General features: G+C 46.7%; 27 protein-coding genes and 1 tRNA gene. 11 read left to right on the plus strand and 17 right to left on the minus strand.

Annotation, left to right across the window (positions count from 1 at the left end; translation table 11 throughout):
* The first annotated feature begins 145 nt into the window (after positions 1 to 145).
* Both ACM64D_RS10050 and ACM64D_RS10055 read left to right on the plus strand, forming a co-directional pair.
* Positions 146 to 493: a helix-turn-helix domain-containing protein gene (locus tag ACM64D_RS10050; RefSeq protein ID WP_415063079.1), complete on the plus strand. Its 348-nt coding sequence runs from the start codon at positions 146 to 148 to the stop codon at positions 491 to 493.
* Positions 493 to 1707, plus strand: coding sequence for a type II toxin-antitoxin system HipA family toxin (locus tag ACM64D_RS10055; protein ID WP_415063080.1), 1215 nt, complete (start codon positions 493 to 495; stop codon positions 1705 to 1707). The genes ACM64D_RS10050 and ACM64D_RS10055 overlap by 1 nt, the downstream gene beginning before the upstream one ends.
* A gap of 60 nt (positions 1708 to 1767) precedes the next feature.
* On the opposite strand, the gene ACM64D_RS10060 is transcribed toward ACM64D_RS10055, so the two are convergent.
* The 8 genes from ACM64D_RS10060 to ACM64D_RS10095 form a co-directional block, all read right to left on the minus strand.
* Entirely contained in the window at positions 1768 to 2208 is a 441-nt protein-coding gene (locus ACM64D_RS10060; protein ID WP_415063081.1) for a hypothetical protein, read from the minus strand.
* Positions 2195 to 2773, minus strand: coding sequence for a nucleotidyltransferase domain-containing protein (locus ACM64D_RS10065; protein WP_415063082.1), 579 nt, complete (start codon positions 2771 to 2773; stop codon positions 2195 to 2197). The genes ACM64D_RS10060 and ACM64D_RS10065 overlap by 14 nt, the downstream gene beginning before the upstream one ends.
* A 132-nt stretch (positions 2774 to 2905) precedes the next feature.
* Positions 2906 to 2982, minus strand: a tRNA-Arg gene (locus ACM64D_RS10070).
* Between the two features lie 82 nt (positions 2983 to 3064).
* Positions 3065 to 3883 (minus strand): YihY/virulence factor BrkB family protein, encoded by an 819-nt coding sequence (locus ACM64D_RS10075; RefSeq protein WP_415063083.1) that lies wholly within the window; start codon positions 3881 to 3883, stop codon positions 3065 to 3067.
* Positions 3849 to 4754, minus strand: a complete 906-nt coding sequence (locus ACM64D_RS10080) for an MBL fold metallo-hydrolase (protein WP_415063084.1) — start codon at positions 4752 to 4754, stop codon at positions 3849 to 3851. Before ACM64D_RS10080 ends, ACM64D_RS10075 begins: the two co-directional genes overlap by 35 nt.
* The gene (locus ACM64D_RS10085) at positions 4735 to 5496 is read right to left on the minus strand and encodes a lysophospholipid acyltransferase family protein (protein ID WP_415063085.1); all 762 of its coding nucleotides are present in this window, start codon (positions 5494 to 5496) and stop codon (positions 4735 to 4737) included. Before ACM64D_RS10085 ends, ACM64D_RS10080 begins: the two co-directional genes overlap by 20 nt.
* Positions 5493 to 6437 carry a phosphatidate cytidylyltransferase gene (locus ACM64D_RS10090; RefSeq protein WP_415063106.1) on the minus strand — a complete coding sequence of 315 codons (945 nt, stop codon included), beginning with the start codon at positions 6435 to 6437 and terminating at the stop codon, positions 5493 to 5495. Before ACM64D_RS10090 ends, ACM64D_RS10085 begins: the two co-directional genes overlap by 4 nt.
* Positions 6437 to 7795, minus strand: coding sequence for a sigma-54-dependent transcriptional regulator (locus ACM64D_RS10095; RefSeq protein ID WP_415063086.1), 1359 nt, complete (start codon positions 7793 to 7795; stop codon positions 6437 to 6439). Before ACM64D_RS10095 ends, ACM64D_RS10090 begins: the two co-directional genes overlap by 1 nt.
* Positions 7796 to 7932: 137 nt before the next feature.
* Between ACM64D_RS10095 and serA the strand changes: the two genes are divergently transcribed.
* On the plus strand, positions 7933 to 9138 hold the full coding sequence (gene serA, locus ACM64D_RS10100) for a phosphoglycerate dehydrogenase (protein WP_415063087.1): 1206 nt from the start codon (positions 7933 to 7935) through the stop codon (positions 9136 to 9138).
* 44 nt (positions 9139 to 9182) lie between these two features.
* Here serA and ACM64D_RS10105 read toward each other — a convergent pair whose 3' ends face one another.
* Genes ACM64D_RS10105 through ACM64D_RS10120 form a run of 4 tightly spaced genes read right to left on the minus strand, consistent with a single transcriptional unit; the run spans position 9183 to position 11337 of the window.
* Positions 9183 to 10562, minus strand: a complete 1380-nt coding sequence (locus ACM64D_RS10105; RefSeq protein WP_415063088.1) for an FAD-binding oxidoreductase — start codon at positions 10560 to 10562, stop codon at positions 9183 to 9185.
* A 12-nt stretch (positions 10563 to 10574) separates the two neighbouring features.
* Positions 10575 to 10784, minus strand: coding sequence for a DUF2892 domain-containing protein (locus tag ACM64D_RS10110; RefSeq protein WP_415063089.1), 210 nt, complete (start codon positions 10782 to 10784; stop codon positions 10575 to 10577).
* A 1-nt stretch (position 10785) separates the two neighbouring features.
* Positions 10786 to 11091: a Grx4 family monothiol glutaredoxin gene (gene grxD, locus ACM64D_RS10115; protein WP_415063090.1), complete on the minus strand. Its 306-nt coding sequence runs from the start codon at positions 11089 to 11091 to the stop codon at positions 10786 to 10788.
* A gap of 18 nt (positions 11092 to 11109) precedes the next feature.
* Entirely contained in the window at positions 11110 to 11337 is a 228-nt protein-coding gene (locus ACM64D_RS10120) for a BolA/IbaG family iron-sulfur metabolism protein (protein WP_415063091.1), read from the minus strand.
* Positions 11338 to 11413: 76 nt separating this feature from the next.
* On the opposite strand from ACM64D_RS10120, the gene ACM64D_RS10125 reads away from it, so the two are divergent.
* Complete coding sequence (locus tag ACM64D_RS10125; RefSeq protein WP_415063092.1) at positions 11414 to 13357, plus strand: LTA synthase family protein; 1944 nt, start codon at positions 11414 to 11416, stop codon at positions 13355 to 13357.
* A 34-nt stretch (positions 13358 to 13391) separates the two neighbouring features.
* Complete coding sequence (locus tag ACM64D_RS10130) at positions 13392 to 13982, plus strand: DUF4337 domain-containing protein (protein WP_415063093.1); 591 nt, start codon at positions 13392 to 13394, stop codon at positions 13980 to 13982.
* An 8-nt stretch (positions 13983 to 13990) separates the two neighbouring features.
* Here ACM64D_RS10130 and ACM64D_RS10135 read toward each other — a convergent pair whose 3' ends face one another.
* Both ACM64D_RS10135 and ACM64D_RS10140 read right to left on the minus strand, forming a co-directional pair.
* Positions 13991 to 14677 (minus strand): PilZ domain-containing protein, encoded by a 687-nt coding sequence (locus ACM64D_RS10135; RefSeq protein WP_415063094.1) that lies wholly within the window; start codon positions 14675 to 14677, stop codon positions 13991 to 13993.
* Position 14678: 1 nt separating this feature from the next.
* Positions 14679 to 15821, minus strand: a complete 1143-nt coding sequence (locus ACM64D_RS10140) for a cyclic nucleotide-binding domain-containing protein (protein WP_415063095.1) — start codon at positions 15819 to 15821, stop codon at positions 14679 to 14681.
* A 131-nt stretch (positions 15822 to 15952) separates the two neighbouring features.
* On the opposite strand from ACM64D_RS10140, the gene ACM64D_RS10145 reads away from it, so the two are divergent.
* The 3 genes from ACM64D_RS10145 to ACM64D_RS10155 all read left to right on the plus strand — a co-directional run bounded on the left by ACM64D_RS10145 (position 15953) and on the right by ACM64D_RS10155 (position 19400).
* Complete coding sequence (locus ACM64D_RS10145) at positions 15953 to 16276, plus strand: HNH endonuclease (protein WP_415063096.1); 324 nt, start codon at positions 15953 to 15955, stop codon at positions 16274 to 16276.
* A gap of 186 nt (positions 16277 to 16462) precedes the next feature.
* Entirely contained in the window at positions 16463 to 18223 is a 1761-nt protein-coding gene (locus ACM64D_RS10150; protein ID WP_415063097.1) for a DNA topoisomerase VI subunit B, read from the plus strand.
* Between the two features lie 13 nt (positions 18224 to 18236).
* On the plus strand, positions 18237 to 19400 hold the full coding sequence (locus ACM64D_RS10155; RefSeq protein ID WP_415063098.1) for a DNA topoisomerase VI: 1164 nt from the start codon (positions 18237 to 18239) through the stop codon (positions 19398 to 19400).
* An 80-nt stretch (positions 19401 to 19480) separates the two neighbouring features.
* On the opposite strand, the gene ACM64D_RS10160 is transcribed toward ACM64D_RS10155, so the two are convergent.
* Positions 19481 to 19909 (minus strand): barstar family protein, encoded by a 429-nt coding sequence (locus tag ACM64D_RS10160; RefSeq protein WP_415063099.1) that lies wholly within the window; start codon positions 19907 to 19909, stop codon positions 19481 to 19483.
* Between the two features lie 231 nt (positions 19910 to 20140).
* On the opposite strand from ACM64D_RS10160, the gene ACM64D_RS10165 reads away from it, so the two are divergent.
* Positions 20141 to 20800: an energy transducer TonB gene (locus tag ACM64D_RS10165; protein ID WP_415063100.1), complete on the plus strand. Its 660-nt coding sequence runs from the start codon at positions 20141 to 20143 to the stop codon at positions 20798 to 20800.
* Positions 20801 to 20805: 5 nt separating this feature from the next.
* On the opposite strand, the gene ACM64D_RS10170 is transcribed toward ACM64D_RS10165, so the two are convergent.
* A complete protein-coding gene (locus tag ACM64D_RS10170) occupies positions 20806 to 22353 on the minus strand; it encodes an ArnT family glycosyltransferase (protein ID WP_415063101.1) in 1548 nt (515 codons plus the stop codon).
* A gap of 110 nt (positions 22354 to 22463) precedes the next feature.
* Between ACM64D_RS10170 and ACM64D_RS10175 the strand changes: the two genes are divergently transcribed.
* Entirely contained in the window at positions 22464 to 23525 is a 1062-nt protein-coding gene (locus tag ACM64D_RS10175; RefSeq protein WP_415063102.1) for an MBL fold metallo-hydrolase, read from the plus strand.
* Positions 23506 to 24927, plus strand: coding sequence for an aspartate ammonia-lyase (gene aspA, locus ACM64D_RS10180; RefSeq protein WP_415063103.1), 1422 nt, complete (start codon positions 23506 to 23508; stop codon positions 24925 to 24927). Before ACM64D_RS10175 ends, aspA begins: the two co-directional genes overlap by 20 nt.
* On the opposite strand, the gene ACM64D_RS10185 is transcribed toward aspA, so the two are convergent.
* Positions 24928 to 25613 (minus strand): FUSC family protein (locus tag ACM64D_RS10185; protein WP_415063104.1); only part of this gene is annotated, 686 nt, incomplete at its 5' end.

Below are 25613 nucleotides of genomic sequence, written 5' to 3' on the forward strand. Positions count from 1 at the left end.
TCACTAAGTACACTATAGTGCACAAATTAATAATAAATAGTACGTTTTAATGTACTATTTATTAAGTCATCGGCTTATTTCCCGACAAGTTAGATATACATTTTAATGTACAAAATATAGATATATTATACAATAGAGTGTACATATGAGAAAAAATGACTGGAGTTCTAAATTAACATCTCAAGCTGAAGTCTCTTTAAAAGAGATGGGTCAGCAGTTAGCAAAAGCGCGCGAACGACGAGGCTTTTCGGTGGCAGAACTTGCGCGCCGAACTGGTGTTGATCGTCGTACGATCGCCCAACTGGAGCAGGGCTATCCGGGTGTATCTATTGGCGTGTTTTTCCAATTGATGAGCTTTTTAAATCTATTGCCAGGGCTCAGCGAGGCTTTGAATCCAGAAAATGATCTTGAAGCAATCCAACTGCAGCTCCGCCAATTGAGAAAAGGTAATAGGTTGAAGAAGAAAATCTCTAAATCAGAGGTGGCTTTTTAATGTTAGAGCGTTTGTACGTTCTTATTCAATTAAATGGCGAGTGGGTCCCTTGTGGATTGCTTGAGTATTCAGAGCGGGGGCGACTATCGGAAGGTGCATTTCGCTATGGTGAGAAGTATCTTGAGCGAGAGGATGCGATTTCGATAGACCCTGTTCATCTTCCATTGAAAGACAAATCATTCAACACCGAAGAAGGCTTTTCAATTTTTAACGGCGTCAGGGATGCGGGGCCTGATAAGTGGGGACGCTATCTTCTTGATAAAAAGTTTGCTCGTACGTTAAGTGAAATAGAGTACATTGCGGCTTCTGGCGACGATCGCGTGGGAGCTCTTGCCTTTACGGATAATATTGAATTAGGTCCGCGTCAGTATGAACCTGGGGGCCAATTTGCAAATATTCGATCGGCAAAAAGGCTAAATCTAAATCAATCCATGGGTGCCATTGACGATATCCTTGCGAAGGAGGAGTCTGAAAGACTAAAAAAGTATTTAGAGTATGGTCCCTCATTGGGAGGTGCGCGTCCCAAGGCTACAGTGGTTTGGGCTGATGATCTCTATCTTGCCAAGTTTTCAACTTCTTTGGACTCGAGAAACGAGCCGTTAATTGAGTATGCGACAATGACATTAGCCAAACGTTGTGGATTGAATGTTCCACATATTGCGCTTCAGAAAGCGAGCGGTCGTGACGTATTTTTGATTAAACGCTTTGATCGTGTAGAGGGAAAACGGCTGCCTTTTGTTTCTGGTCTTACAATGACAGGGCTTCATGAGAGTGATTTTGGAAAGTGGAGCTATTTTTTATTGGCGGAAGGCATTTTAAATTTTTCCACAAACCCGGGGGAAGATCTGAAAGAACTCTTTCGACGTTTGGTATTTAATATCGCAGTTTATAATAACGACGATCATCTTCGAAACTTTGGATTTCTTGGAGATAAGGATAAATGGAATCTTTCGCCACTCTATGATGTTGTTCCGGCTGCGATTCACACGAGCACTTATGCGTTAGCTATGACATTAGGGCGAGAAGGAAAGAAAGCTTCTTATTCAAATGCAATCTCGATGTGTAACCGATTTAGACTAAATGAGTCTCAAGCAAAACAAATAGTAGATGAGGTTCGAACGGTTGTGGCTTCGTGGCGTGATCACTTCAAGGATCTTGGGGTGACATCAGCAGAGATTGCTTCACTTGAAAACAGCTTCTTAGAAAAAACCTAGAAACCGACAGTCGCCAATTGAAAAGCAATAAAATGAAGTCAAATAAGCAAGGTGCTCATATTATTTTAAGTCTTTGTGATTTTTCTTAAGCCAAGCGGAGACTTCATCTTTTAGTTCGGAGCAAAAATTGATGAGTTCTTGCGCCTCTTCTTTGCTGACCGTGCCAGCAAAGTCATACTCCGTTTCATTGCGTTTTTTGCGACAGGCATCGAGATAGTCGGCGTTCGCCTTATGCTTATCCCCGAGGATGAGTGGTAGTGCCTGAAGAGTCCGATAATGCGCCAAATTTTTCTCAGGTCTATAGCCGGAAGTGTGAAGAAGAATGGTGCACAATTTAAGAGCGGCATTGTACGCAATGCCAAATTTCCAGTCGTCAGAAATTTCTTTAGCAACGGCATCTTTAAGATCACGCTCAACGATTTCAAAGAGATTTTTGACCTCACCTTTGCTGGGCGTATGAGGGCGAAGCCAGCCATTCTTGGCCCAATCAGCTAAGGACATTTTGATCTCCAATCAGAAAGACCTTCTTTTCGTTCAGGACGCTTTTGATGAAGTGGTCTTTCTTCTTCAATTTTTCTTTCCATGATTTCATAGAGTAAATATGCGGATTGATTTCGCGCTGAGTTTGTTCAGTTAAATTCTTAAAGACTGATGAAAGAGTGCGAAGCCCTACATCTCCGATCACGATCAGATCAATATCGCTGTGGCTCTTTTCTTCGCCTTTTGCGTAAGATCCAAAAATGAATGCACACTCGATTCCTTTTATTAAACTCAAAGTTTCTTTCAATCGTTCGGCGATGCCGGATGTCTTTTCAACAAGACCGCAGATTTCTTTGTAAAGGGGGTGATCGGTATTTGCGGCATAGTAAAGGCGGTTGCCATCGCGTTCTGAAGTCACCAAATCCAACCCTTTAAGATGAGCGATTTCCTTTTGAATCGTGCCTATCGATAAGCCTGATTGTCTTTGAAGATCACGAAGGTGGATGGAAATTTTGTCGCCGGTGAAAAGTAGGCGAAAGATTTCAGCACGGACTTGGCTTGACAGTATTTGGGCTAGCAAATTCATATGTATGTTTATAGCATACAATTGTATGCCCATGGCGTACATATCGAAAATTAATTGAATACTGGCCAAAGGTTTAGTGGCGGGATACGCAGGGATCTAAGCTGTCGGTCGAAAATTGCTTGTTTGGATAAATGGTGATCGCGGCACGACTCGAACGTGCGACCTATTGCTTAGAAGGCAATTGCTCTATCCAGCTGAGCTACGCGACCATCGAAGATAAGTTATCTTGAAGAGGCACAAACTAGCAAATTGATTCCGAAATTCCAAGCCTTCGGCTTTAAAAACGCTAGTTTATGCAACGTGTCGTTTCTGGAGGGAGGCGCAAAGGGCCACTCCTCCGAGGATGACGTACCAGATCGTGAGAATCCATAGCAAAAGAATCGGCAGGGCCGCAAAGGAGCCATAGATTTTATTGTAAGAGAAGAACTTCATGGCGAGCGCCGAGTACGATTTATGGACTCCATAGAGAATGGCCGAGGTCAACAGCGAGCTCACCAAAGCCGCCTTAGAGCGCACCTGGGTGTCAGGAACGAATTTATAAATGGCGAATAAGCTGCCCACAAGAACCAGGGTGTTGGAAAGGCCTTGCGGTAAAAGACTGTGTACGAATTGAAACTGCTCCAAAGACATAAAGCCGATATAGATCGCCAAGAATACCGGAATCGCCAGAATCAAACCCCATTGATAGATCAGGCGCTTGTAGAAGGGACGGGTGTTGCGGAGGTTCCACACGCGATGGATGCCGACCTCCATGTCGTACAAAAGACGGATCGAGGTGATGAAAAGCACGATCACACCGGTTGAGCCCAATTTACCCGCGTTGATGTTTTTTAAAAAAATGCGAATGAATTTTGTGACGTCACTGCCGGCCGCTTCCCGCATGTTGCGAAGTAAGAAGGACTCCACTTTGGGGTAGAGCACTTCAAGGCCGCCGATGGACTGAAAGGTGGCAAGAACGACGGCGATAAAGGGAACCAGAGCAATGGCAGTGGAAAAGGCCAGCGAGGCGGCGACCAGTTGCAGTTCCCCGTCGCGCATCTGCTGAAGAGTGTCCGTAAGAACACTCTTCAAAGTTTTAAAGCCAAAATCTTTTTTGAACAGCGAAGTCATGCCCATTTCTTTCAATAAGAGCCGCATCACAATACGGATCGTGCTCGAAGAAAAGATACCATGACTGGTCAGCCGCTTCACCAAGATACTTTTGTTTTTCTTCCATCAAGGTCAAAGGATGAAGATCATATCCCATCAACCAAGGGATTTTGACATGGGAGCTGGTGGGAACCATATCCCCGCAGTAAAGCACGGTGGTTTTTCCATCGGTGATTTTGATGACTTGTTGGGCTTGAGTATGGCCGTTGGAAATCACAGAAGAGATCCCGGGGATGAAGTTTTCTTGAGGGCCCTCAACCACCTTCAAAACCCCACTGTCCAGCAAAGGCTGGTAGTTGGCAGCGTAATAGCTGGCGCGTTCCCGAAGGTTCGGATGGCTTGCGGTTTCAAGATTGCCTTTTTGAATCCAGTATTGCGCTTTAGGAAAGGTCGGCACAAGTTTTCCATTAACTTCCGTGGTTCCGCCGCCGGCGTGATCAAAGTGAAGATGAGTCAAGATCACGTGATGAATATCTTCGGGTTTTACTCCGTGAGCCGCAAGGGACTTCATAAGAGAAGGGCCTTTGTCGTCAATGCCGTACATCTCGGCGAACTTGCTTCCTAGTTTTTCGCCGTACTTGGCGATGAAGTCGTGGCCGTTCCCGGTATCAATCAGCACATTGCAGCCCGGGGATTTTAAAAGCAAAGCGCGTGCTTCCATCTGAATACGATTTTTGTCATCTGTGGGATTCGAACGCTCCCATAGAACTTTGGGAACCGTTCCAAACATGGCGCCCCCGTCAAGACCAAAGAGGCCTGTGGGAATAGGGCAGACTTCATAGGGCCCCACAGTCAGGTGTTTTTTTTCAACTTCAAATTTGTTCGGAGTCATCTTTTTTCTCCTCTTCTTTAACAGGGAAAGCATCAGGATTGATGGTTAAAACCCACTTCTTATAAGCAGCATACACCTCTTGAATCGGGCCCGGAGGAATTACCGGACCAACGTGCAATACCAGTTTTCCGGGTTTGGGAATGGGCTGACCTTTGGGCCATAACTCCATCACTCCCTCGAGGTAGACAAAAAGCAAAGGGGTCTGAGTTTTCTCGGAAAAAATCGAAACGCCTCGTTTGAAATCCTGAATTTTTCCGTCTTTAGAGCGCGTGCCCTCAGGAAAAATAATCAACCACATGCGGGGAAGTTCGGTTAATAACTTCAGGATCAGATTGACGGCCTCGCCTTTACGGTCTTTGCGATCAATCGGAATGGCACCAAGGCAGTGCTGAGAAAAGAACATGAACAGAGGGTTTGAGAAAAAATAGTCTTTGGCTGCGGCGATATACACATTCAGCCAATAGCGACGAGGAATCGAGGCCGCGATTGAAACGGCGTCCAAGTGGCTAGAGTGATTGGAGATAATAATGAGTTTCGGGTATTTGGCGTAGATCTCTTTAAAAGAGTTTCCTTTGACCTGCAGACGAATATAAAACTTCAAAAGAATGTTCTTCAGCAGAATCGACCACAAAAAACGCATGAACACACTGAACATATCAATGTGGCGAGTGAAAAGCGGAAGGTGCTTTAAATAGGTTGGCAGCTTGGTCCACTGCTCATTTTCGTAGTTCCAATCCTTCATAGAATAACCGTCATTACGTAATAATAAATAGGGGCAACAAAGATCAAACGGTCCATACGATGAAGAAAGTCACCGCGTCCGATGATGAAAGGTCCCACAGTTTTCATTCCCGCATCGCGACGAACTGCAATCATGACATAATCCCCAACGAATCCGCCCAGGGCGGCGACAAGGCCGGATGTCAGCCAGTATTTTTCAGAACCATCAGGAAGAAGAAATCGCATGGAGCCCGCGAGGAACAAAGTTAAAAGAGCAGACACCGCCGTACTTCCTACGGTGCGACGAGGATTGATCCCAGGGAACATGCGCCAGCCCCCGATATAACGACTGACGGCCAAGTTGGTGTTATCGCAGAACTCGGTCAGAATGATTAAGTACATCACTTGGAAAACTCCATTTGGGAATTTCAAGATAAGGCCCAAGTGCATGAACGACCAGCCTAAGAAGATGAAGGCTAACAGGGTCAGCGAAATGTATTGAATCATGCGTTTGTAGGAGTTTCTTGCTAGCGGCACAAGACAGCTAATACCCAGAACAATCATGGGCATGGAGTTGTAGATATCCAGGCGATCATACCAAGCGCAGATTCCAAGGCCGATAATCCCCGCATAGCAAATCATCACAAAATAGCTGCGATGGAACATCCCCATGATTTGGAAGAAGACTTTCGCCCCCAGGATGGCTAAGGCGGTCAGGAACACCAGGGGCCAGGGGTGCGGAAGGCCCATGACAATAAACATCAAAGGGGCGGCAATCAGCCAGCTTTTGATGCTGGCCCACGATTGGACGAAGTAATAGTTCTTTTTACGGAAGGAAAAGATGATCGCGCCCGACGCGAAAATGATGGAAAGCACGATCAACACTGTTTGACGATAAATATGACTTTCCCAAGCGGTGGGCATTGACATGCGAAGGGGGAAGTTGAAATCAAAAAAATCCATCACGAAGGTTCCTCTTCAATTTTATAATCTTTAATTTTCTTGTACAGGTTTGAACGCGAGACCTTCAAAACTTTAGCGGCCTCTTCGATATCCTGGGTCTGCTTAAGGCAAGTGCGAATGGCGTGAGCCTCAAACTCTTCCACCAACGTATTAAGTCCTTTGTTGAAATCAATGCTTGTATAAGAGGGGGCTCCGACGGGAGTGGCGGCCGGGCGCAGCCAGCTATTGACATCCTCCTCACGAATAAACGGCAAGGGGGATGTCAGACTGAGTTGTTCACACACGCGTTTAAGTTCGCGCACGTTTCCGGGCCAGTTGTACTTTTTTAAAGCGACTAAACCATCGTCGTCGATCGTTTTGTTGCGGCGAGGACGTTCGGCCTCAAGAAAATGTTTGGCCAGTTCGTCAATGTCTTCGAGACGTTCTCTGAGGGGCGTGAGTTCAATTCGCTGAGAAGCCAAGCGATAAAGAAGGTCTTCGCGGAACTCTCCTGCTGCCACCATTTTCTCTAAGGACTTGTTGCTGGCGGCGATGATCCGTGTTTTGACTTGCGAACTTTCTTTAGCGCCGACGCGACGAACTTCACCTGTTTCAAGGAAACGTAAAAGTTTGGCCTGTTGGCTTAAGGGCAAAGCCTCGATCTCATCTAGAAAAAGATCTCCTCCGTGGGCCGCTTCGGCAAGGCCGACTTTGTTTTGGTCGGCGCCGGTGAAGGCTCCTTTGATGTGGCCGAACATTTCAGACTCAAATAAATTTTCTGGGATACTGGCTAAATTCACCGCGATGAACGGGCGCTCTCCCTCTTGTTCGTGAAGAAGGCGGGCGACGACTTCTTTGCCGCAGCCGGTTTCGCCTTCAATCAGAACGGTGTTTCTTTCGCCTCGAAGTTCGGCAATTCTTTTTTTGATTTTTTGGGAAGCTGTGGAGTTTCCAACCCATCGAGCGCTGCGACGGTGGGCGCTGGGGTCCATGCTGCGTAAATCCCAAAGAGCTTCGATTTTTTCAAGGATGAGCAGAACCTCTTCTGGCATCAAGGGTTTTGCGAGGAATCGTTGTGCTCCGGCCTTGAGGCAGCTTTCCATCAAAGTGCGGCTGAGGTCACCGGACATAGCGACGGCCTCCAGCTGATTATTGTGTTTAATCAGCTTTTCGATAACTTGGGGGCCTGCCGCTTTGCTGGAGCCGGGCTCTAAATGCATGTCCACGAGGGCGGCATGATAAAATCTTTCATACTGAATGGCTTCGAGCTTCGGAGCGGAGAAAACCTTCCAGTGAGTCGGCAAACACATTTTTAAGGACTGATGAACCAAAGGGTCATCATCAACGATAAGTAGAGAAAAAACTCGAGTTGATGCCATAGGTTCTAAGTCTGGCTTGCTAAGGCCCCATTTGACTACCGTTAGTGCGCATCGTCACTCTTTCGGCTCTTTTCCTAACGCATTTTTGAAATGACTTCCCGAGAGAGCGTATTACACTTGAAGAGTGTGGAGGCGCTATGAGTGCTCTTAGAATTCTTCTTGTTGAAAATATTCATACTGTGGCCAAAGAGACGTTGTTAAATGAGGGCTTCAAGGTGGATTTGCTCTCTCATGCGCCCTCGGAAGAGGAACTTTTAAAGCTGGTTCCCAATTATGATGTTTTGGGCATTCGCTCTAAAACTGAGGTTACAGCCAATGTGCTTAAAAAAAATCCTCATCTGATCACGATTGGTTGTTTTTGTATTGGCACAAACCAGGTGGATTTGTTGACGGCGCGTGAAATGGGGGTTCCTGTTTTTAATGCGCCCCACTCCAACACTCGTTCGGTTGCCGAACTTGTCATTGCTGAAATGATTTCTTTGTCGCGACAACTCGGGGATCGAAACACCAAGGCTCATGTGGGTGAGTGGGTGAAGTCCGCTGAAGGTTCGCGCGAGGTTCGGGGTAAGACATTAGGGATTGTTGGCTATGGTCACATTGGCAGTCAGGTCAGTGTTTTGGCTGAAGCGATGGGACTTAAGGTTGCTTTCTATGATGTGATCAAGAAATTGCCTTTGGGAAATGCCATGGCGAAGTCTTCTTTAGAAGAGCTTCTTAAAGTTTCTGACTTTGTGACTTTACATGTTCCGGAAACGCCGGAAACCAAAGATATGATCGGTGCCAAAGAACTTCAAGCGATGAAAAAGGGCAGCTATCTGATCAATGCCAGTCGTGGGACGGTGGTGCAGATCGAAGCGCTTGTAGAGGCTTTGCAATCAAAACATATCGCAGGTTGTGCGATCGACGTGTTCCCTGAAGAGCCTGCTTCTAATAAAGAAAAATTTAAATCTCCCTTGCAGGGAATTTCGAACGTGATTCTGACACCACACATTGGGGGCAGCACAGAAGAAGCGCAATATGCGATCGGAATGGAAGTGGCTGAAAGCTTCCGTCGTTATTTGAAAATTGGTTCTTCCTCTGGGGCGGTGAACTTTCCGAATGTCGATCTGCCGGTGAAACAAGGCACGTCGCGTATTTTGAACGTGCATAAAAATGAACCCGGAGTTCTTGGTGAAATCAACGGCTTGATTTCAAAAGCCGGAGCCAATATCGAAGGTCAGTACCTTTCTACCGACGAAAAAATCGGTTACTTGGTCATGGATGTTCACTCGGATCAGGCCCAGTCCTTAGCCGGGGATATTGGCAAGCTCTCTCGTTCTATCCGCACCCGCGTCGTTTACTAAGATTGTGCGCCGCACTTCAAAAAGGTACGGCGTACCTCCGGCAGCTAGAGGACTTTGCCGGGGTTGAGGATGTTGTCGGGATCGAAGAGTTTTTTGATCCCGCGCATGAGTTCGATTTCGGCTTCGGAGCGGGTGTAGTTGAGAAACGATCGCTTCGTCAGTCCCACGCCATGTTCGGCGGAGATAGAGCCTTTGTATTTTTTTACAGCTTCAAAAACCAGGATGTCGACTTTGCGGCACTCTTTGACGAATTCTTCTTTGGTCATTCCCGCGGGGCGAAGAATGTTGATGTGCAAGTTGCCATCGCCGATATGACCAAACCACACCACTTCCCAAGTGGGATAAGCTTGCGACAGAACTTTATCTAGATCTTCCATGAATGGAGGAACTTTGGAAATCGTCACGGCAATGTCGTTTTTGTAAGGAGAATATTTCGCCAAAGACTCAGAGATGTCTTCGCGATAGCGCCAGAAAGTCGCAGCCTGCACGTCAGACTGACTGAGGACGCCGTCGAGAACCCAAGACTCTTCCATGCAGTGTCCGAAAACTTCAAGCGCTTTTTCTTCTTCCTGGTCGTTGCGAGTTTCTACTTCCGCGAGAACATAAAAAGGCGCTTCGGTTTCCAGAGGAGCTGGAAGTCCGGTATTTTCCAAAACTCTTTTAAGAGCTTTGTCCGAGAACATTTCAAAGGCAACCAGTCCCGTTTTGGTTTTGAATTGCGCAAAGATTTTCATCACGGCATCAAGACCGCTCACGGCCATCACTAAAACTTTCATCGGCGGAGGTTGCGGAGCCAGTTTCATCGTTGCTTCCACGATGAAACCCAGAGTTCCCTCTGAGCCTATGAACAAATGACGAAGATCGTAACCCGTGGCATTTTTCACCAGGCCGTTATTCAGCTCGAGCACTTCACCGGTTCCAGTGACGACTTTCAATCCCGCCACCCAGTCACGAGTCAAACCATAACGAACAACTTTAATGCCTCCAGCATTCGTTGCGATCGTGCCACCCATTTGGGCGGAACCTGCCGCCGCGAAATCCACGGGATAAAAAAGTTGATTGGCATGAGCGAACTCTTGCAAAGTTTCTGTGACGACACCGGCTTCGATCACAACGGTCTGGTCCACGGGACTGAAATCTTTGATTTTGTTCATTTGATCAAAAGACACGACCACTTCACCTTGAGTGGCCACTGCCGATCCCGAAAGACCTGTGCGACCTCCCGAGGGGATCAAAGCCACCTTGCTTTGGCGCGCCCATTTCACGAGGGCGACAACGTCATCAACACTGCGGGGAAAAACAATGGCGGCTGCTTTGACATCAAAATAAGTTGTCCAATCCTTGCCCCAGTATTTGAGACTCTCCTCGTCGGCTTTGATTTGGTCTTTTTTTAAAAAACTTTCAAGTTCGAGGAGCATGGACATATTTAAAGAATCCTATTCTTCATCAGGAAGAGGTCGGTAGTGACCCCTTAAGGTCTTTATTCTAAAGAAGGCGTAAAGAGGACACAAGCCCCAAGCGGCTGTGATCAGACCATAAAGGCCGAAATAGGCCCAAAAAGGGCCGCCCGCGATGGCGTAAGCAGTTAGCCCTACGCCAAAAATGAATCTCAAGATGCGATCCCACAGGGCGACATTACATCTCATGTTACTTCAAAAGCTCTTGAAGTTCACCGGACTGATACATTTCCATCATGATATCGCTTCCGCCCACCAACTGTTTGTTGATGTAAAGTTGCGGAATGGTCGGCCAGTTGCCGAAATCTTTAATGCCTTGACGGATTTCTTCGTCTTCCAACACGTTCACATCGTGAAAGGGGACTCCCATGTCTTGCAAAATTGCACAAGCGCGAGCTGAAAAACCGCACATAGGGAATTGTTGCGTTCCTTTCATGAAAAGAACGATTTTGTGTTGATCCAAAAGACCGCTAATTTTTTCGTGAGCTGTTGCCATGATTTAATTTCCTTTTTCTTATTTAATCTTAGTCTTGATTGAGAGGGCATGGACCTCGCCCGTTTTTAATTCTGGACCAAAGCAGGCCATCACATGCTGGTGCTGTTGAATGCGAGTCATCCCCGCAAATACAGGGCTTTCCACAAATACTTCATAGTGATCCTGGGTGCCGGTGAGGTCGTAAACTTCAACTTTGCAATCAGGATAATGCTTCTCTAAACGTTCGATCATTTGTTCTGGTGTCATAAGACGGGAAATTAACAGAGGCATAACGCTAAGTCCACGACTTGAATGATGCGACTAGTCGACGTAGAATGACCTCATGTTTGGACCTTCCCATCGCTTAATTAAGATATTTTCTCTGGTCTTATTGGCCGTGCTTTTCTACTTCTTCGCGCGGGTCGAGTTCCTGCTATGGAATTGGGGTCTTTTTAAAAACAAGCCCACTTTGGATATTTTGTGGTCTTTTGTGGTGGGCCTGCGCTTTGATATGGCAGCCGCTTTAAGTGTGGCGGCGCCGTTGCTGCTCTTGGCCTTTGTCCCTTGGCCAAAAAGTTGGAATGTCTATTGGTCCTCGTTAACCTGGGTTCTTTTTTGTATTCTGCAACTGCCTTTTCTTATTCTGAACTTAGTCGATGTTGAGTTTATCAATTTCGTCGGTCGGCGTTTTTCTTACGACAGCCTTTTTGTCGTCAATGAGGTTCCGGGAAAAGTTTGGAACTTTGTGAGCAGTTATTGGCTGCTCTTTTTGATCAACAGTTTGATTGTGATGTTTTTCGTCTGGAGCGTACGCCGCTTGATGCAAAAAAGGGCCGACGATCTCGTTTGGCCAGGCGAGGCCCCCAAGGGCGGAGTGAAGTTGTGGCTGTCCCATGTCTTCTTGTGTTTTGTCGCCTTGGTGATTGCGGTGATTGGAATTCGCGGAGGCTTGCAGGGAAAGCCCATCAGCTTTGTGAACGCCAATGTGTTTTCGGCGCCATTACTGAATAATCTGGTTTTAAATTCCACTTTTACTTTCATTAAAAGTTATGGCGCTGAAACCTTAAAGCAGGAAAAGTACTTCGCAAATAAAGAAGAGATGCTGAAACATCTTAACGGCTCCTTAGAGGGGTCCTCTTTGGAGGGACATCGTCCGGCCAAACCCCAGAATGTCGTGTTGATCATTCTTGAAAGTTTCGGTGAAGAGTATATCGGACCGGTGAATGGCAAGACCTACACGCCTTTCCTAGATTCTTTGATGGCGAAGTCTTTGGTCTTTAAAAATGCCTACGCCAATGGTCGACGCTCCATCGAGGGTGTTGGGGCCATTGTTGCCGGGATTCCGGCTTTGATGAATGAACCGTTTATTTCGTCGCACTTCACGGCCAATTATTTCTTGGGGTTGGGTACTTTGGTGACGCCCCAAGGTTATGCGACGAGCTTCTTCCATGGTGGGCATAACGGCACGATGTATTTTGATTCGTTCATGCAAAGTGCGGGGATGGAAAAATACTTTGGTTCTCGCGAGTACGGCAATTCCGCGGACGATGATGGTGTTTGGGGGATCTGGGATGAGCCCTTCTTGCAGTGGATGATCGGGCAAGTGGATACCATGCCACAGCCCTTTATGACGTCGGTATTTACTCTGTCGTCGCATCAGCCTTATAAGATTCCGCCTCAATACAAAGAAATGTTTCCCGAAGGGCCGATTGAAATCCTGAAGACCATTTCGTACACCGATTTTGCGTTGAAGAAGTTTTTTGAAGAGGCCGAAAAAAAGCCTTGGTTTAAAGACACTTTGTTTGTCATCACAGCCGACCACGCGGCCATGCACTATCGTTCGGAGTGGGAAAACGATATGGGAAGCTACCGGATTCCGCTTTTCTTGTATCATCCCTCTTATCAGTTCCCCAAAACGGATGTGACCAAGGTGGTGCAACAGGTGGACGTCTTGCCGACGATTTTGGATTTCTTAGGTATCCCCGAAAAAGACAAAAACTATTTGGGCAGCTCTTTATTCATTGATGGGGATAAGGCGGCGGTCAATTTTATTGATGGTCGGTACATTCTTTTTGCCAAGGACTATTATGTGCGCTGGTCGCCGGGGCATACTGAACCGCAGATGTTCGCCAATGAAGATCGGGAAGGGAATAAAGAGTTCAAAGAAGATCGTGCCTCTTCAGATCAGAATGCGCGGAAGCAAGAATTGACTGAAAAATTGAAAGCCACTATACAGTATTTCAACGAAGGAATGTGGGATAATAAATTATATTATCCATCGAGATAGTTCGAGTTAGTGGATCATGTCTGACGAAAATAATATGAATTTTGAAGTCCGTTGTGGGGTTGTGATTGCGGTATTTGCTGCAATCATGTCGGTGAGTGACTTGGTGGCTGGAAAATATGGGGACGATGAAATCATCGGAACCAATGACAAAGCCGCGGCCTATATGTGGTATCAGTCCAAAAGCATTAAAGAGACCTTGGTGGAGGGAGAAAAATCCCTTCTGGAAAGCCTTAAAGAAGCGGGAGCGGTGAACCCCCAAGCCGCGGCCGGGGTTGATAAACATATTGCGAATTTGAACCGCAAAATCTTGCGCTATAAAAAAGAAAAAAATGAAATCTTAAAAGGCTCGCAAACCGTGGGGCCTGAAAACTGGGTGCAGGATTTAAACGGGGAACTGGGAAAAATCATCGGCGCCCAGGAACTGGAATCGCACTTGGCTTCTTTGGCGCAAGCCGGAGATCGTTTTGATACGGCCAGCTTGTTTTTTCAGATCTGCTTGGTCTTAGGGGCGATGAGCTTAGTCCTTAAGAAAGAAAAGTTACAGTCGATCTTCTTTTCAGGAATGTGTTTATTGGGAACCGTCGGGACGGGGCTTTCTGTCTGGGCTTATTTGTCTTTGAACTAAAAGCGGGCTTAACCCGCTTTGCGAAGGTAGATGTCGCGCTGTAAATCCGTCAAAGAGTTGATGATGGATTCTTCACTGGCGTTGGCCAGGTGATTGAATTCCACTCCCAGCACCAACCATGCGTCGTCTTTCGCGCGAATGTTTTTAATCACGCCTTGAACAATAATGGGATTTCGATCTCCCAAAAAGATTTCAGCTTGAACCAAGTCCTCAAGGTTCAAGTTGGCATTCTCCTGAGAAATTTCTACCGCACAACCTTCCGTGCTGAGATCCAGCAAACGACAGGTATGAGCGCAGATAGTTTGATTCAGATAGTTGATTACAAACTCGGCCGAATAATCTTGAGGCAATACATAGCGGTAATTGCGACGTCGTTGCAGATGAAAAAGATTGAGTACCGGCAACGTCACATAGCTCTTTCCGACCGTGGGTTGAGTGTCGAAAATGTATTTTTCTCCTTGCAGCGAAAAGCTGGCGGTGAAGGTGCTGTTTTCTGGCACATTCATGGAGCCTTTTTCGGGGGAGGTGCATTTGATCTGAAAGTTCGAATTAATACTCACGGCAGAAAGAGGAATCTGGCGATCAAACTTGTCGCGCAGATAAATCGTTTCATTTTTGGCCAAGAGCTTTTGCAGAAGAAGCTGCTTTTCCACATCGTGGGGAATGGCTTTAAAAATAACCAAGGCTTCGCTCATATTAGGCCGCCATGGTTATTTTGTGACCACATTCGTGGCAGAATTTGGCTCCTGCTTGGACTTCGACACTGCACGCCGGGCAGACCGGGCCACCGGTTTTCTTTTTAGGCTTTTCTTCTTTTTCATCCATATCGACAAAACCTTTTTCGTTCCATTTTTCAATTTCACGAAGCATCTTCCAGCTTTGGTAGATCGAACGGAATTCTTTGACTTCGAATTGCAAAAGAACACCGGTCCCGCCGTTCTTTCGTTTCATGAAGACACCTTTGCCTTCAAGGCGGTTGAAATGATCGTTATTGAGATTAATACCGATTTCGTTTTTGCAGTATTCGCTGAATTTAGCGAAATCAACGCTGACCAGACCAAAGCGGTCGGGTTGTTCTGTTTCAGAGAGTTTTAAAAGACCGTCCAGCATTTGCTGGCAAAGCTCGTCAACCTTAAGAAGTTCCGAGCGACCGCCTTTGAAGTAATAGTATTGATAGAATTCAAAAAAACTTTCAACCAGTCCCAAATCCAAGAAATGAACTTTTTGAATCTCTTCGGGACCATCTGGATTGTCGGGGGCTTTGCCCATTTCATAAAGAGCAAGTTTGAGCTTAACCAGGATGTTGATAACTTGTTCCAGTCGTTTAGGCGATTCTCCCATGACCCGTTGGCTGTACTGTTTCATCATGCTCCAGTCCATCACCACGCGGCCCGGCTGGGAACGATCTCCTTTGTGATTGGCCGTGTGAAAGACGGTGCCGAAAGCTTTGGCGACTTGGTCTTCAGGGCAAGGGGAGGAGTCTTTCTCAAGTTTGCTAGAGCGCACATCATTGACCGCCAGGCGCAGGCGATCTGCTAAGGACTTGATGATGACCTTGAGCATTTGGGGTGCGTTTTCATATTGCTGTTTTAATGTTTCAACGGGAATTTCCAAAACTTTGGTTTCCGTGGTTGCAACCGCCGACGTGGGGTGAGTGGCTTGGCCTAAGATGACTTGATCACCCAGAATATGAGAAGAACCCAGTTGAAAAAGGTCGATGGTTTTTTTACCTCGAATCAGACACTGATTCGCGCCCCCGGTTTGAATCAAGTAAACGGAGGTGATTTTATCTCCGTCTTTATAGATCACTTCGCCTTTTTTGAAAGTTTTTACAGACATGGGCACTTGCTCCTTAAGGTCATCTCCAACTTTTATCGGCAAAAGGGGTGGTAAAATTGAGGAATCCAGAGCGAACAAAGGTCCAGATTCGCCCCCCTTGCAGGGCGTTGAAACATCGTTTATAACGGGCCATGGATTATTTCTTCTCTCCAGCCTCTCCAGAACATCAAAAGCGGGAAAAAGCAAAAGCCCGAGAGCTTCGCCAAAGCCAGTGGTGGAAGCAGGAACTGGGGAAAGGTCAGTGTTACCACTGCGGAGAACGTTTTAAACCCGCAGATCTCACAATGGATCATCTCATTCCGATTGCGCGGGGAGGAAAGTCTAACAAAAATAATTGCGTCCCCTCTTGCAAGGAGTGCAATTCAAAGAAGGGGTATAAAACCCGGGCCGAGATGGCTCTGGAGGGGCTGTCGCAGAGTTCAACCTCCGATTCTTCGGGCTCTGAGTCGGAATAAGAGTGAACCTTAGGTTCGTGCCAGATGAAGGTCTAGAAGGCCTACAGGGGGGTGCCTCCTGGTCTTATTGAAAATTACACCACGCAGCGTTGAGGCTTTAGTCTTGATTTGACCCTCTGCGTTCGCGTTAACCTATCAAAGTCATTCATTAAAATTCGTTAACATCTCGTGAAGGACCAAGCGACCGTGAGTAAGATTACTAAAAGTAGCACCGCTGAATATTTTGCGAAGAACCTGCAGCAGGTGGGTTTCTCCTCCCCCTTAAAGGCTGTTTTAACGACCCTTAAAGAGGCCGTAGACAACTCTCTGGATGCATGTGAGCAGGCGGGCATTCTTCCTGATCTTTTGATCGAAGTTTCCAAAGTGGGAACGGGATCGACCAAAAATACTGATTTAATTCGCATCGTTGTTGAAGATAACGGGCCCGGAATTGAGGGCGAAGACCTCGCGAAAGTTTACGGTGAGTATCTGGCGTCTTCGAAGTTTGGCCGGGGGCAGTGTTCTCGGGGACAACAGGGGATTGGTATTTCTGCTGCCACAACATGGGCGCAGATGACCAACGCTCGAGGCGTGAATGTTGTTTCTAAAACCAAAAAGATGCGTAAAGCCCTTGCGGCGCAAGTCGATGTGGATATCAAATCCAATACGGGTGTTTTAAAGAATAAAGAAACTTTAGATTGGGATCGTGAGCATGGGACCCGCGTTGAGTTCGTTCTGGATGGACGTATTCAACTTAACGGTGACGGTGGTATCGTCACTTATATTGAGGGCACCATCCTGGTAAATCCTCACATGACCGTCACTTATAAGTTGATGGAAAATGATTTCGTCACGGTAACTCGCGTGAGCAACGAGGTTCCGCGAATTCCTGAGGCGTCTTTGCCTCATCCTCACACGTTTAAATTGGGTGAGTTCATCACTCATGCGACGTTGTTTGGAAAGACCACCTTGTCTAAGTTTTTGAAGACAGGTTTTTCGCGCATTTCCGATCAGTCTATTCAGGATTTTGTAAAAAAAGGTCTTCCCAAGAATCTTCTCGAGAAGCCTTTGACGGTTTTGACTGAAGAAGATTTTAAAAAGGTCTTCCAAGCAGTTCAGAACACCGATTTGATGGCTCCCAGCACGAAATCTGTTTTAACAGTAGGGGAAGAGGCTCTTTCTAAGTCGATCACTCGTTTGGGAGAGATCGACTTCTTTGCGGTCGTGACTCGTAAGCCCACGATTTGTGACTTTAAACCAGTCGTGGTGGAAGTGGCTTTGGCGCGTTTTAAAGACCGCAATCAATCTCCGGATTCTCAGGTGACTTTACTGCGTTTTGCGAATCGTGTTCCTTTGCAGTTCGATAAGTCCGGCTGTGCGATCACCTGGGCGATTGAGTCTGTGAATTGGAAATCTTATGGATTGGGGCAGCCGAAAGACAGCTTGCCTCTAGGGCCTTATATCTTTGCGGTGTCCATCGTTTCTCCATTCATCAAGTTTAAGAATGCTTCGAAAGAAACGATTGATGCTTCTGAAGAGTTAGTCGGCGAAATCCGTTTGGCCTTGATTCAAGCGGGTCAAAAGCTTTCTCGTCATATTAAAAAAGAAGTGAAAGAAGCGGATCTTGAAAGAAAGCTGGCTCATATCGAGCAGTTCGGTCCAATTCTTGTGGAAGGTTTGGCGCGAATCATTAATGCTCCAGAGTCTCGTAAGAAAAAAGCCGAAGAGGGTTTGAGAAAACTTTTGGGACGCGATTCAGAAGAGGCGATGGCAGACTTGGAAGCCGCAGAATCAAAACTTCTTGAGCAGAAAAAGCGCGAGAAGAAAAAAGGCATCGACCACGATGATATCGAGGAAGATGTGATTCGCGGGGAAGATCTGGTGGAGGAAGCTTTAGAGCCGCAAGGGACTAAAAAGACCACCACCAAAAAAGAGACGACCAAAAAAACAACCGGTAAAAAGAAGTAGGATTGCATAGACTATGGCAAAACTTCTCAGTATTCGTGAATTAAAAATTGATATCCCTAAAGAAGCTCGCATCTTGGCAGACAAGATGTTGAAAGATTTGGAAGCTTCCAAACGTCCTGTTTTGGAGGCGGTAAAAACGTCTTTGGACAACTCTTTGTACAATTCCAAAGTAGGCTATTTGACTCCAGGAGATAAAGTTGTTCGCACAGAACTGAATGTCTCTTCGGTGCAAAAGCTGGCTCGTGTGGTGTTTGTTCTTGAGATCCTTTTGAACAACTTGGATAAAGGCGCGGTTAATACAAAGCGTGAACTTTATTACATGTGTAAAGGTTTGATTAAGGGAAATTCCCGTTTGAAGCCTTTGGATTTTGACGATCAGCCAGAGTCCGATGCGATTATCGACTTTATCGGTGATATGTTGGAAGTGTATCGTGAAGAATTAAACTGCTTCGCCAACGATCGTGGCGGACAGACTTATTCTCAGCAGTTGGTGGTGACCGAGACAATGCCTGACGGTGAAAAAGCGGTTGTGGACTTGTCGACTTTGGGAACTTCGCCGTTTCAACCCAAGAACAAACCTCAGGCATTGAGATTGAAGGCGAAAAAGAAAATCGACTTCTGCTTGATCGTGGAGTCGGAAGGTACGGCGAATACTCTGGTGACGATGGGATTCACAAAGCGTAACAACTGTATCGTGATGGGTGCTCAAGGGGTTCCTTCGAATGGTGTTCGTGGCTGGTCCAAGTTGATTCAGGAAGAACTGGATGTTCCTATGTACTTCTTCGGAGATCTCGATGCGTACACGATGCAGAATATCTTCCGTACGTTGAAAGCCGGATCGGCGGCTTCTTTGATTCGTAATGCTGACTTCTCGGCACCGAATGTGAAGTTCTTAGGGGTTTTGCCTGAAGACGTGAAAAAGTACGATCTTCCTCACTACAAAGTGAAAGAGTCTGACCCTGCGGAAGCACGGGCTTTGAAAAAAGCGAAAGACGCTTTAGAAAACGATCCGTTCTTCCTCGATAAGAAAAATAAGAATTTGGCGGATATTTTGAGATGGTTGATTAAAGAAAAGATTCGTTGTGAGCAACAGTCTTTCTTCTCTGTCGATCCGAATGATCCAATCAAGACGGAAAAATTAATTCTTGAGAAGATCAAAAGAGGATCTTACGTTTAAGCTGAAAACAAAGTTTAAAAAAACAAAAAGCCCACCTAAAAAGTGGGCTTTTTGTTTTTTTCATTTGAGTAAATGTGTGCTTATTGCCAGTACATGAGGCTCATGTGATTTGGATCGGCTTCTTGGGCTGAGTTAAGAACCTCTAAAAGAGCGTCGACGGTGTCTTCACCCAGAGTGACCGTCAATGCGGAACCGTTTCTGATCGTGATATCGATTTTTTTTGAGATCAAAGTTTGATCTGTGAGAACGTCAAAAAGGGCATCCAGATTTTTTCCGTAGCTAGTGGGAAGTTTGAGGGCTTCGGCGAAGATCTCGTGAAGATGTTTGGTGGACTCAATGGCACTGCCATCTATCATCAGCATAACCACTTCTTCGGATTCAAAGATGGTGGCACCTTTAATATCTCGCTGTTCAAGAGTAGGGGCTGCGGAAAACATATCCGCGTAACTTTTTGTGGGATAAGAAAGTAAAGCAGCGCAGAATGCGAGCAGTCCAAAAAGAATCTTCATAAGGTTCCTCCAAATAGATCAGGCCGGAGCATAACACAAGGAACCCTCGGAAGGAGGCTGTCAGGATTTTGAACAGTAATTCCTACAGAGTGTGAGGCGAGTGGGGTCTTGATTTTCACTATGTTTTCAATTGGCAGGCTTTAAAGCGAATAGAATGGAATTGAGGCATTTCAGCCCGGGGGCGTTGAGTTTTTTGGCGCCCAAACTTATAAGTACGTCAAAACAATGCCTATGAAGTTTCCTAAAACCTCTTTGAATATCAATAAGTCGGTCCTGCTTTCTGCAGTTTTGCACGGGGCTTTCTTTTTATTGGGTCTATCCCTGAGTGAACCTCAAGGGGAGCCTCTTCCGGTGGGTGTGGAGCTGATGTATGGCGAAGGAGGGGCGGAGCGCACTCCGAAAGCAGAGGACGTGAAGGTAGTGAAGAACAGGCCTTCTGTGATGACGAACGACTCTGCGGCGCCGACGATAAAAAGTGAAGCGGTGACCCCGGCTTTGCAGCAAGTATCTTCTTCCGGGAAAACCATGGGCTCTGTTGCGGGAACTTCCGAACGAGGCGCCTTGGAGGGACGTGAGGGGGGCGCTCAAGGCAGCGAAGTGTCTCCCGAGCAGCGCTATCTTTATGAAATCAAAAAATTGCTTGAGCGCCGGAAACGTTATCCCGTGATGGCTAAAAAAATGGGACATACGGGGAAAGTGACGATGCGATTCACGTTGGCGGCGGATGGTTCGCTGACGGCAAGTGAGATCGTTGAGAAAGCTCCTCATGAGACTTTGAATCAGGCCGCCGTGGATCTTGTGCAGGGGATCAGTGGCATGAAGCCGTTCCCCCAAGAGATTCAAAGAACCTCTTGGAGTATCACGGTGCCTATCGAGTATGTTTTAAACTGATTATTTTACTGCGTAATGCCCTGAAAGTTTGTGCAATAGTAGATGAAGAAGGTCCGTGCATGAATGCCATGGCGGAAGGTCTTCAGTTCTTCTTTTTGACAGTCATCCCACTTGGCCCATTCCATGGGATTTGTCGGGTATTTCTCCGTACTAATATAAATCGCGTTTTGTCCTTTGAGATTGTTCATCTCTTCAGGGGACTGCATCACCGTGTAGTGGCTGCGGGTAAAGTTTAACATGTAAACTTTTTGTTTTGTCGCCCACGTGGTTTGCGCAGTGGTTTCATATCGTTGGCAGGCGATGAAAGGCTTGCGTCCGCTTTCGGCGTGAATTTCGCGTTGGCGGCGATTTACATACTGTCCCAGCTCTTCCCACCCTGTGAACTCATTACTGAAGTCATAAGTGGTTTTCCATTCACCTGTAGGGTTGAAAAGATGAAAAGCTTTCGGCATCCACGGATAAATGAAGGGAGTGTAGGTGATCAATGCTAGAGGGATAAAAAAGCCCAAGATACCCCACGTGTACACCTTGCTTCGGGCTTTCACGATCTGTCGGTGTCCCCAAGTAAGTCCCTGCGACCAAATAAAGCCCGCCCCCATTAAAAGTAAGGTGCAAGCAGCCCCACTCCAGTGCGGTTTATATTCGGCAAAAAGGGGTTGTGGATAGAAGATCGCAAAAGAGGGGATTGTTAGACAAAACAGAAAACGCCAGCGCGCTTCTTTGAACTTCACAAGTGAAGTGAGGAAACTCAACACCAGCATGACATACAAGAACGGAGTATAGAACAGCAGTTGCGCGGCAAAAAAGGTGAACCAGCGGCTCACGCTGAAGGTGGATCCCGTATGACGACCATGGAACTGATATTTAAATCCTGGCCAGTCGTGGATGATATTCCACGCAAAGATCGGAGAACACAATACCGTGGCAATCAGAAAACCCACCCACGGCCATGGCGTCAGTAAGTCCTTGCGGCGTTGAGGTGTTGTCAAAAGATAAAGACCAAAACCCGGAGCAAGAAGGGCGATGATAAACTTAGAGTTCAATCCAAGTCCCATCAATATTCCCAACCACAGCCATGTTTTTTTCACGCTCCAGCGTTTGTTGTCTTCGCGCACTCCTTGCCAGAACACCCACGCGGCGGCCACCCAGCACAAAATAAAGGGAGGTTCTGGGGACGCGACATAACCACCAAATCCCCAAAAGGGAGACCAAAGCAAAATGAAACCAACAAAAATAGCCGCCCACTCATCGAAAAGGTCTTTGGTGAGTTTATAAAGAAAAACGACCGTGCCGATAAAACATAAAAAGCCAGGAAGTCGAACTCCCAAGTAGGTGTCACCAAAAAGACTTGTTGTTATCGCCTCAAGCCAAGCAATCATTCCAGGGTGATCATAGTAGGACAGTTGCAGCCATTTCGCCCAAGACCAGTGATAAGCCTCATCATCAATCAGCCCTATGTTGAGGGAAAAAAAGGCGCGGAAAAGAAGGGTCAGAATGAAGAGGAGAGTGACTTTTTGCGAAGTGCTTTGCTGTTTCCAAAACTCACGAATCACGGCTGTTTCCTTGCTATACAGTATGTCAAATCACTGTCGTAATATTTCACAGCGCGCAAGGCAACTGTTCCCGGCATGACAGAATGTGTAAAGTGTGAGAATCTTCCGCCATGAAATGGGTCCTTCTTTTTATACTGGTATTAGTGGGTGTCTCTGGTTGCCAGAGCTTTCGGTATCATGATCCGAACAAGGCCCACCATGGGGAGAATCAGTTCTTGAATAACTATGATAATTCTCCAAAAGACGGCTTTTGGAAATGGCAGTGGGAACGTTTAACCAGCACGCGTCCCCCCGAACCGCCATTTCATCCTGAGATCGTGAAGACGGACACGCAATTTCTGCAAGCCAATCGTGAGGAGTCCACTCTGACCTGGATTGGACACGCGACGTCGTTGATTCAGCTATCTGGAGTCAATATTTTGATGGACCCGGTTTTTTCTGACCGCGTATCACCCGTGAGCTTTATGGGGCCGAAGCGTTTGGTTCCTTTGCCTTTTGAGATATCTGATCTGCCCGCGATCGATGTCGTTTTGGTTTCACACGGTCACTATGATCATCTGGATCTTCCGACCTTGCGTGCACTGGCGCAAAGAGACTCTCAAACTTTGTTTTTAGTTCCTCTGGGGGATGAGGCTTTACTGAAATCTCAAGGAATAAAAAACGTCAAAGAAATGGATTGGTGGGACGAAACCAAGCTCAAAGATCTGACAGTCGTCTTAACGCCGGCGCAGCACTGGAGTCAGCGCAGTTTATTTGATCATAATAAGTCTTTGTGGGGTGGATGGTATGTGAAGAGCTCCCGGCTTCATGTGTTTTATTCCGGGGACACGGGGTATTCTCGGGACTTTCAAGATATCCGCCTGAAGTTGGGAGAGGTTGATGTGGCCCTTCTTCCTGTGGGAACTTATGAACCCCGTTGGTTTATGAAAAAACAACATGTGAATCCAGAAGAAGCCGTCCAGATTCACGAGGACTTAAAGGCAAAACTTTCGATTGGAGTCCATTGGGGCACTTTTCGTTTGTCGGATGAGGCGATGTCCTTGCCGCCCGTGGATTTGCAAAAAGCCTTGGCGGCAAAAAAAATGGACTCCAGCGTATTTCGATTGTTGAAGCACGGTGAAATTTTGAAGCTCAAAAACTATGAGAGGGTGTATGCAGAAGTTCCGCATTGAAAAAGATCTATTAGGTGAAAAAAAGGTTCCTGCCGATGCTTATTATGGCATTCACACTTTGCGAGCTGTGGAAAACTTTCAGATCTCCGGTCAAAAAATTGGCGCAAATCATTTGTTTTTGCGTGGACTGGCGTTAGTCAAAAAAGCAGCGGCCTTGGCGAATGGAGAACTGGGAACGATTTCGCAGGACGTTTCAGAGTCTTTGGTGCAAGCGTGTGACGTGATTTTGCAAAATCCTCAACAGTGGTCTTCGCAGTTTCCCTCCGATATTTTTCAAGGAGGGGCGGGGACTTCGATCAATATGAATGCGAACGAGGTCATTGCTAACATCGCGCTTGAAAAAAGAGGTTTGGAAAAAGGCACCTACTCTGTCATCAATCCGAACGACCATGTGAATAAATGCCAATCAACCAATGATGCCTATCCCACGGCCTTCCGTGTGGCTTTGTATGAACATCTGAATGTGGCCATCGCAGCGATTGATGAATTGGCGGCCGCTTTTGAAAAAAAGGGTCACGAGTTTAAGAGTGTTTTGAAAATGGGACGAACTCAGTTGCAGGATGCGGTCCCGATGTCTTTGGGGCAAGAGTTCAATGCTTTTTCTACGTTGCTGAAGGAAGACAGTCGCCTGATGAAGAGTGTGCAGAAGTTGATTCTCGAGGTGAACTTGGGGGCGACAGCGATTGGAACGGGCATCAACACGCCTCCCGAGTATGCTCCTTTGGCGGTAAAAAAATTAGCCGAAGTGACCGGTTATCCTTTCGTGCAATCTGAGGATTACATTGAGGCGACCAGCGATTGTGGAGCGTACATCATCGTCTCTGGCGCGTTGAAAAGAACCGCAGTGAAGCTCTCAAAGATCTGTAATGATCTTCGTTTGCTCAGCTCAGGGCCTCGCGCGGGCCTCAAAGAGATCAATCTTCCCGAGATGCAGGCGGGATCTTCCATTATGCCCGCGAAGGTCAATCCCGTGATTCCCGAAGTGGTTAATCAAGTGGCATTTAAAATTATCGGAAATGATCTGACCATCACTCTCGCGGCGGAGGCCGGGCAGTTGCAGTTGAACGTCATGGAGCCCGTCATCGCTTCAAGTATCTTTGAGTCCATCCATCTTTTGACTCAAGGATGTCATACATTGCGCGAAAAATGTGTTGAGGGGATCTCTGCCAATCCGGAGCGTTGTCGAAACTACGTGCTGAACAGTATAGGTATTGTGACCTACTTGGATCCTATCATCGGCCACGCGGAAGGGGATAAGATCGGAAAGATTTGTGCTGAGACCGGAAAAAGTGTGGGGGAAGTTGCGATCGAGCTGGGTTTGGTGACCCAAGAACAGTTGAACGAAATTTTCTCTATTGAGAATTTATTAAATCCGAAATACCTGGGAAAACTTGGCAAATAGTTAAGACCGAGACGAGCGGTCTTTCCAAAGAAGTTGGGGGTTGGAGATCAGAACCCCCAGCAAACCTAAAAGACATCCGATGCCCGTGGCCTTCAGACGAATCAAAGGGGTGTGAATGTCACCAGATTCTAAGCTTGGCATATCCAGGATAAGTAAAAGCATAAGAACAACGACTGCAGAACCTAACCAATAGCTGCGAGATAGGGCCCACGGTCCCCAAAAGCTGGCAATGGCCAAGATGGCAATGGCCAGCCACGGCGAATGGACTGTGATAATCACAGCTTCTGCGACAAGCACTCCGATCAAGGTTCCCAAAAAACGTTGAGCACTTCGATAGATACTTTGCCGCGTATCAGGTCTGAGGATGATTAAGACCGTTCCGACGGCCCAATAGCCGTGATCTATTTGGAAATAGTCGACGATAAGAATTGAAAGAAGAACCGAGAAGCTATAGCTGAAAGCATAGAGATGCCGATGTTTTTCTTTTGTGAGTGATTCTTTGAATGTCGTGCGAAGCCGAGAAAAGGGATTGGGATTATGACGGCGAAGAAAAGCTAATATCGACAAAAACACGACGACACAAAGGTAACCAAAGATGGCATACAGTAAAGCCGTGACAGAGTGACTTCCCAAAGATTGAGTGTAGGCTCCTGCTAGAATTTGAAAAACCCCGAACAGAATAGCTC

It is taken from the genome of Bdellovibrio sp. (assembly GCF_047637665.1).
GTDB lineage: Bacteria > Bdellovibrionota > Bdellovibrionia > Bdellovibrionales > Bdellovibrionaceae > Bdellovibrio.

Coding starts and splice junctions, on each gene's coding strand:
- ACM64D_RS10050 (WP_415063079.1), top strand. CDS start 146: ATGAGAAAAAATGACTGGAGTTCTAAATTAACATCTCAAGCTGAAGTC.
- ACM64D_RS10055 (WP_415063080.1), top strand. CDS start 493: ATGTTAGAGCGTTTGTACGTTCTTATTCAATTAAATGGCGAGTGGGTC.
- ACM64D_RS10060 (WP_415063081.1), bottom strand. CDS start 2,208: ATGTCCTTAGCTGATTGGGCCAAGAATGGCTGGCTTCGCCCTCATACG.
- ACM64D_RS10065 (WP_415063082.1), bottom strand. CDS start 2,773: ATGAATTTGCTAGCCCAAATACTGTCAAGCCAAGTCCGTGCTGAAATC.
- ACM64D_RS10075 (WP_415063083.1), bottom strand. CDS start 3,883: ATGACTTCGCTGTTCAAAAAAGATTTTGGCTTTAAAACTTTGAAGAGT.
- ACM64D_RS10080 (WP_415063084.1), bottom strand. CDS start 4,754: ATGACTCCGAACAAATTTGAAGTTGAAAAAAAACACCTGACTGTGGGG.
- ACM64D_RS10085 (WP_415063085.1), bottom strand. CDS start 5,496: ATGAAGGATTGGAACTACGAAAATGAGCAGTGGACCAAGCTGCCAACC.
- ACM64D_RS10090 (WP_415063106.1), bottom strand. CDS start 6,437: ATGGATTTTTTTGATTTCAACTTCCCCCTTCGCATGTCAATGCCCACC.
- ACM64D_RS10095 (WP_415063086.1), bottom strand. CDS start 7,795: ATGGCATCAACTCGAGTTTTTTCTCTACTTATCGTTGATGATGACCCT.
- serA (WP_415063087.1), top strand. CDS start 7,933: ATGAGTGCTCTTAGAATTCTTCTTGTTGAAAATATTCATACTGTGGCC.
- ACM64D_RS10105 (WP_415063088.1), bottom strand. CDS start 10,562: ATGTCCATGCTCCTCGAACTTGAAAGTTTTTTAAAAAAAGACCAAATC.
- ACM64D_RS10110 (WP_415063089.1), bottom strand. CDS start 10,784: ATGAGATGTAATGTCGCCCTGTGGGATCGCATCTTGAGATTCATTTTT.
- grxD (WP_415063090.1), bottom strand. CDS start 11,091: ATGGCAACAGCTCACGAAAAAATTAGCGGTCTTTTGGATCAACACAAA.
- ACM64D_RS10120 (WP_415063091.1), bottom strand. CDS start 11,337: ATGACACCAGAACAAATGATCGAACGTTTAGAGAAGCATTATCCTGAT.
- ACM64D_RS10125 (WP_415063092.1), top strand. CDS start 11,414: ATGTTTGGACCTTCCCATCGCTTAATTAAGATATTTTCTCTGGTCTTA.
- ACM64D_RS10130 (WP_415063093.1), top strand. CDS start 13,392: ATGAATTTTGAAGTCCGTTGTGGGGTTGTGATTGCGGTATTTGCTGCA.
- ACM64D_RS10135 (WP_415063094.1), bottom strand. CDS start 14,677: ATGAGCGAAGCCTTGGTTATTTTTAAAGCCATTCCCCACGATGTGGAA.
- ACM64D_RS10140 (WP_415063095.1), bottom strand. CDS start 15,821: ATGTCTGTAAAAACTTTCAAAAAAGGCGAAGTGATCTATAAAGACGGA.
- ACM64D_RS10145 (WP_415063096.1), top strand. CDS start 15,953: ATGGATTATTTCTTCTCTCCAGCCTCTCCAGAACATCAAAAGCGGGAA.
- ACM64D_RS10155 (WP_415063098.1), top strand. CDS start 18,237: ATGGCAAAACTTCTCAGTATTCGTGAATTAAAAATTGATATCCCTAAA.
- ACM64D_RS10160 (WP_415063099.1), bottom strand. CDS start 19,909: ATGAAGATTCTTTTTGGACTGCTCGCATTCTGCGCTGCTTTACTTTCT.
- ACM64D_RS10165 (WP_415063100.1), top strand. CDS start 20,141: ATGAAGTTTCCTAAAACCTCTTTGAATATCAATAAGTCGGTCCTGCTT.
- ACM64D_RS10175 (WP_415063102.1), top strand. CDS start 22,464: ATGAAATGGGTCCTTCTTTTTATACTGGTATTAGTGGGTGTCTCTGGT.
- aspA (WP_415063103.1), top strand. CDS start 23,506: ATGCAGAAGTTCCGCATTGAAAAAGATCTATTAGGTGAAAAAAAGGTT.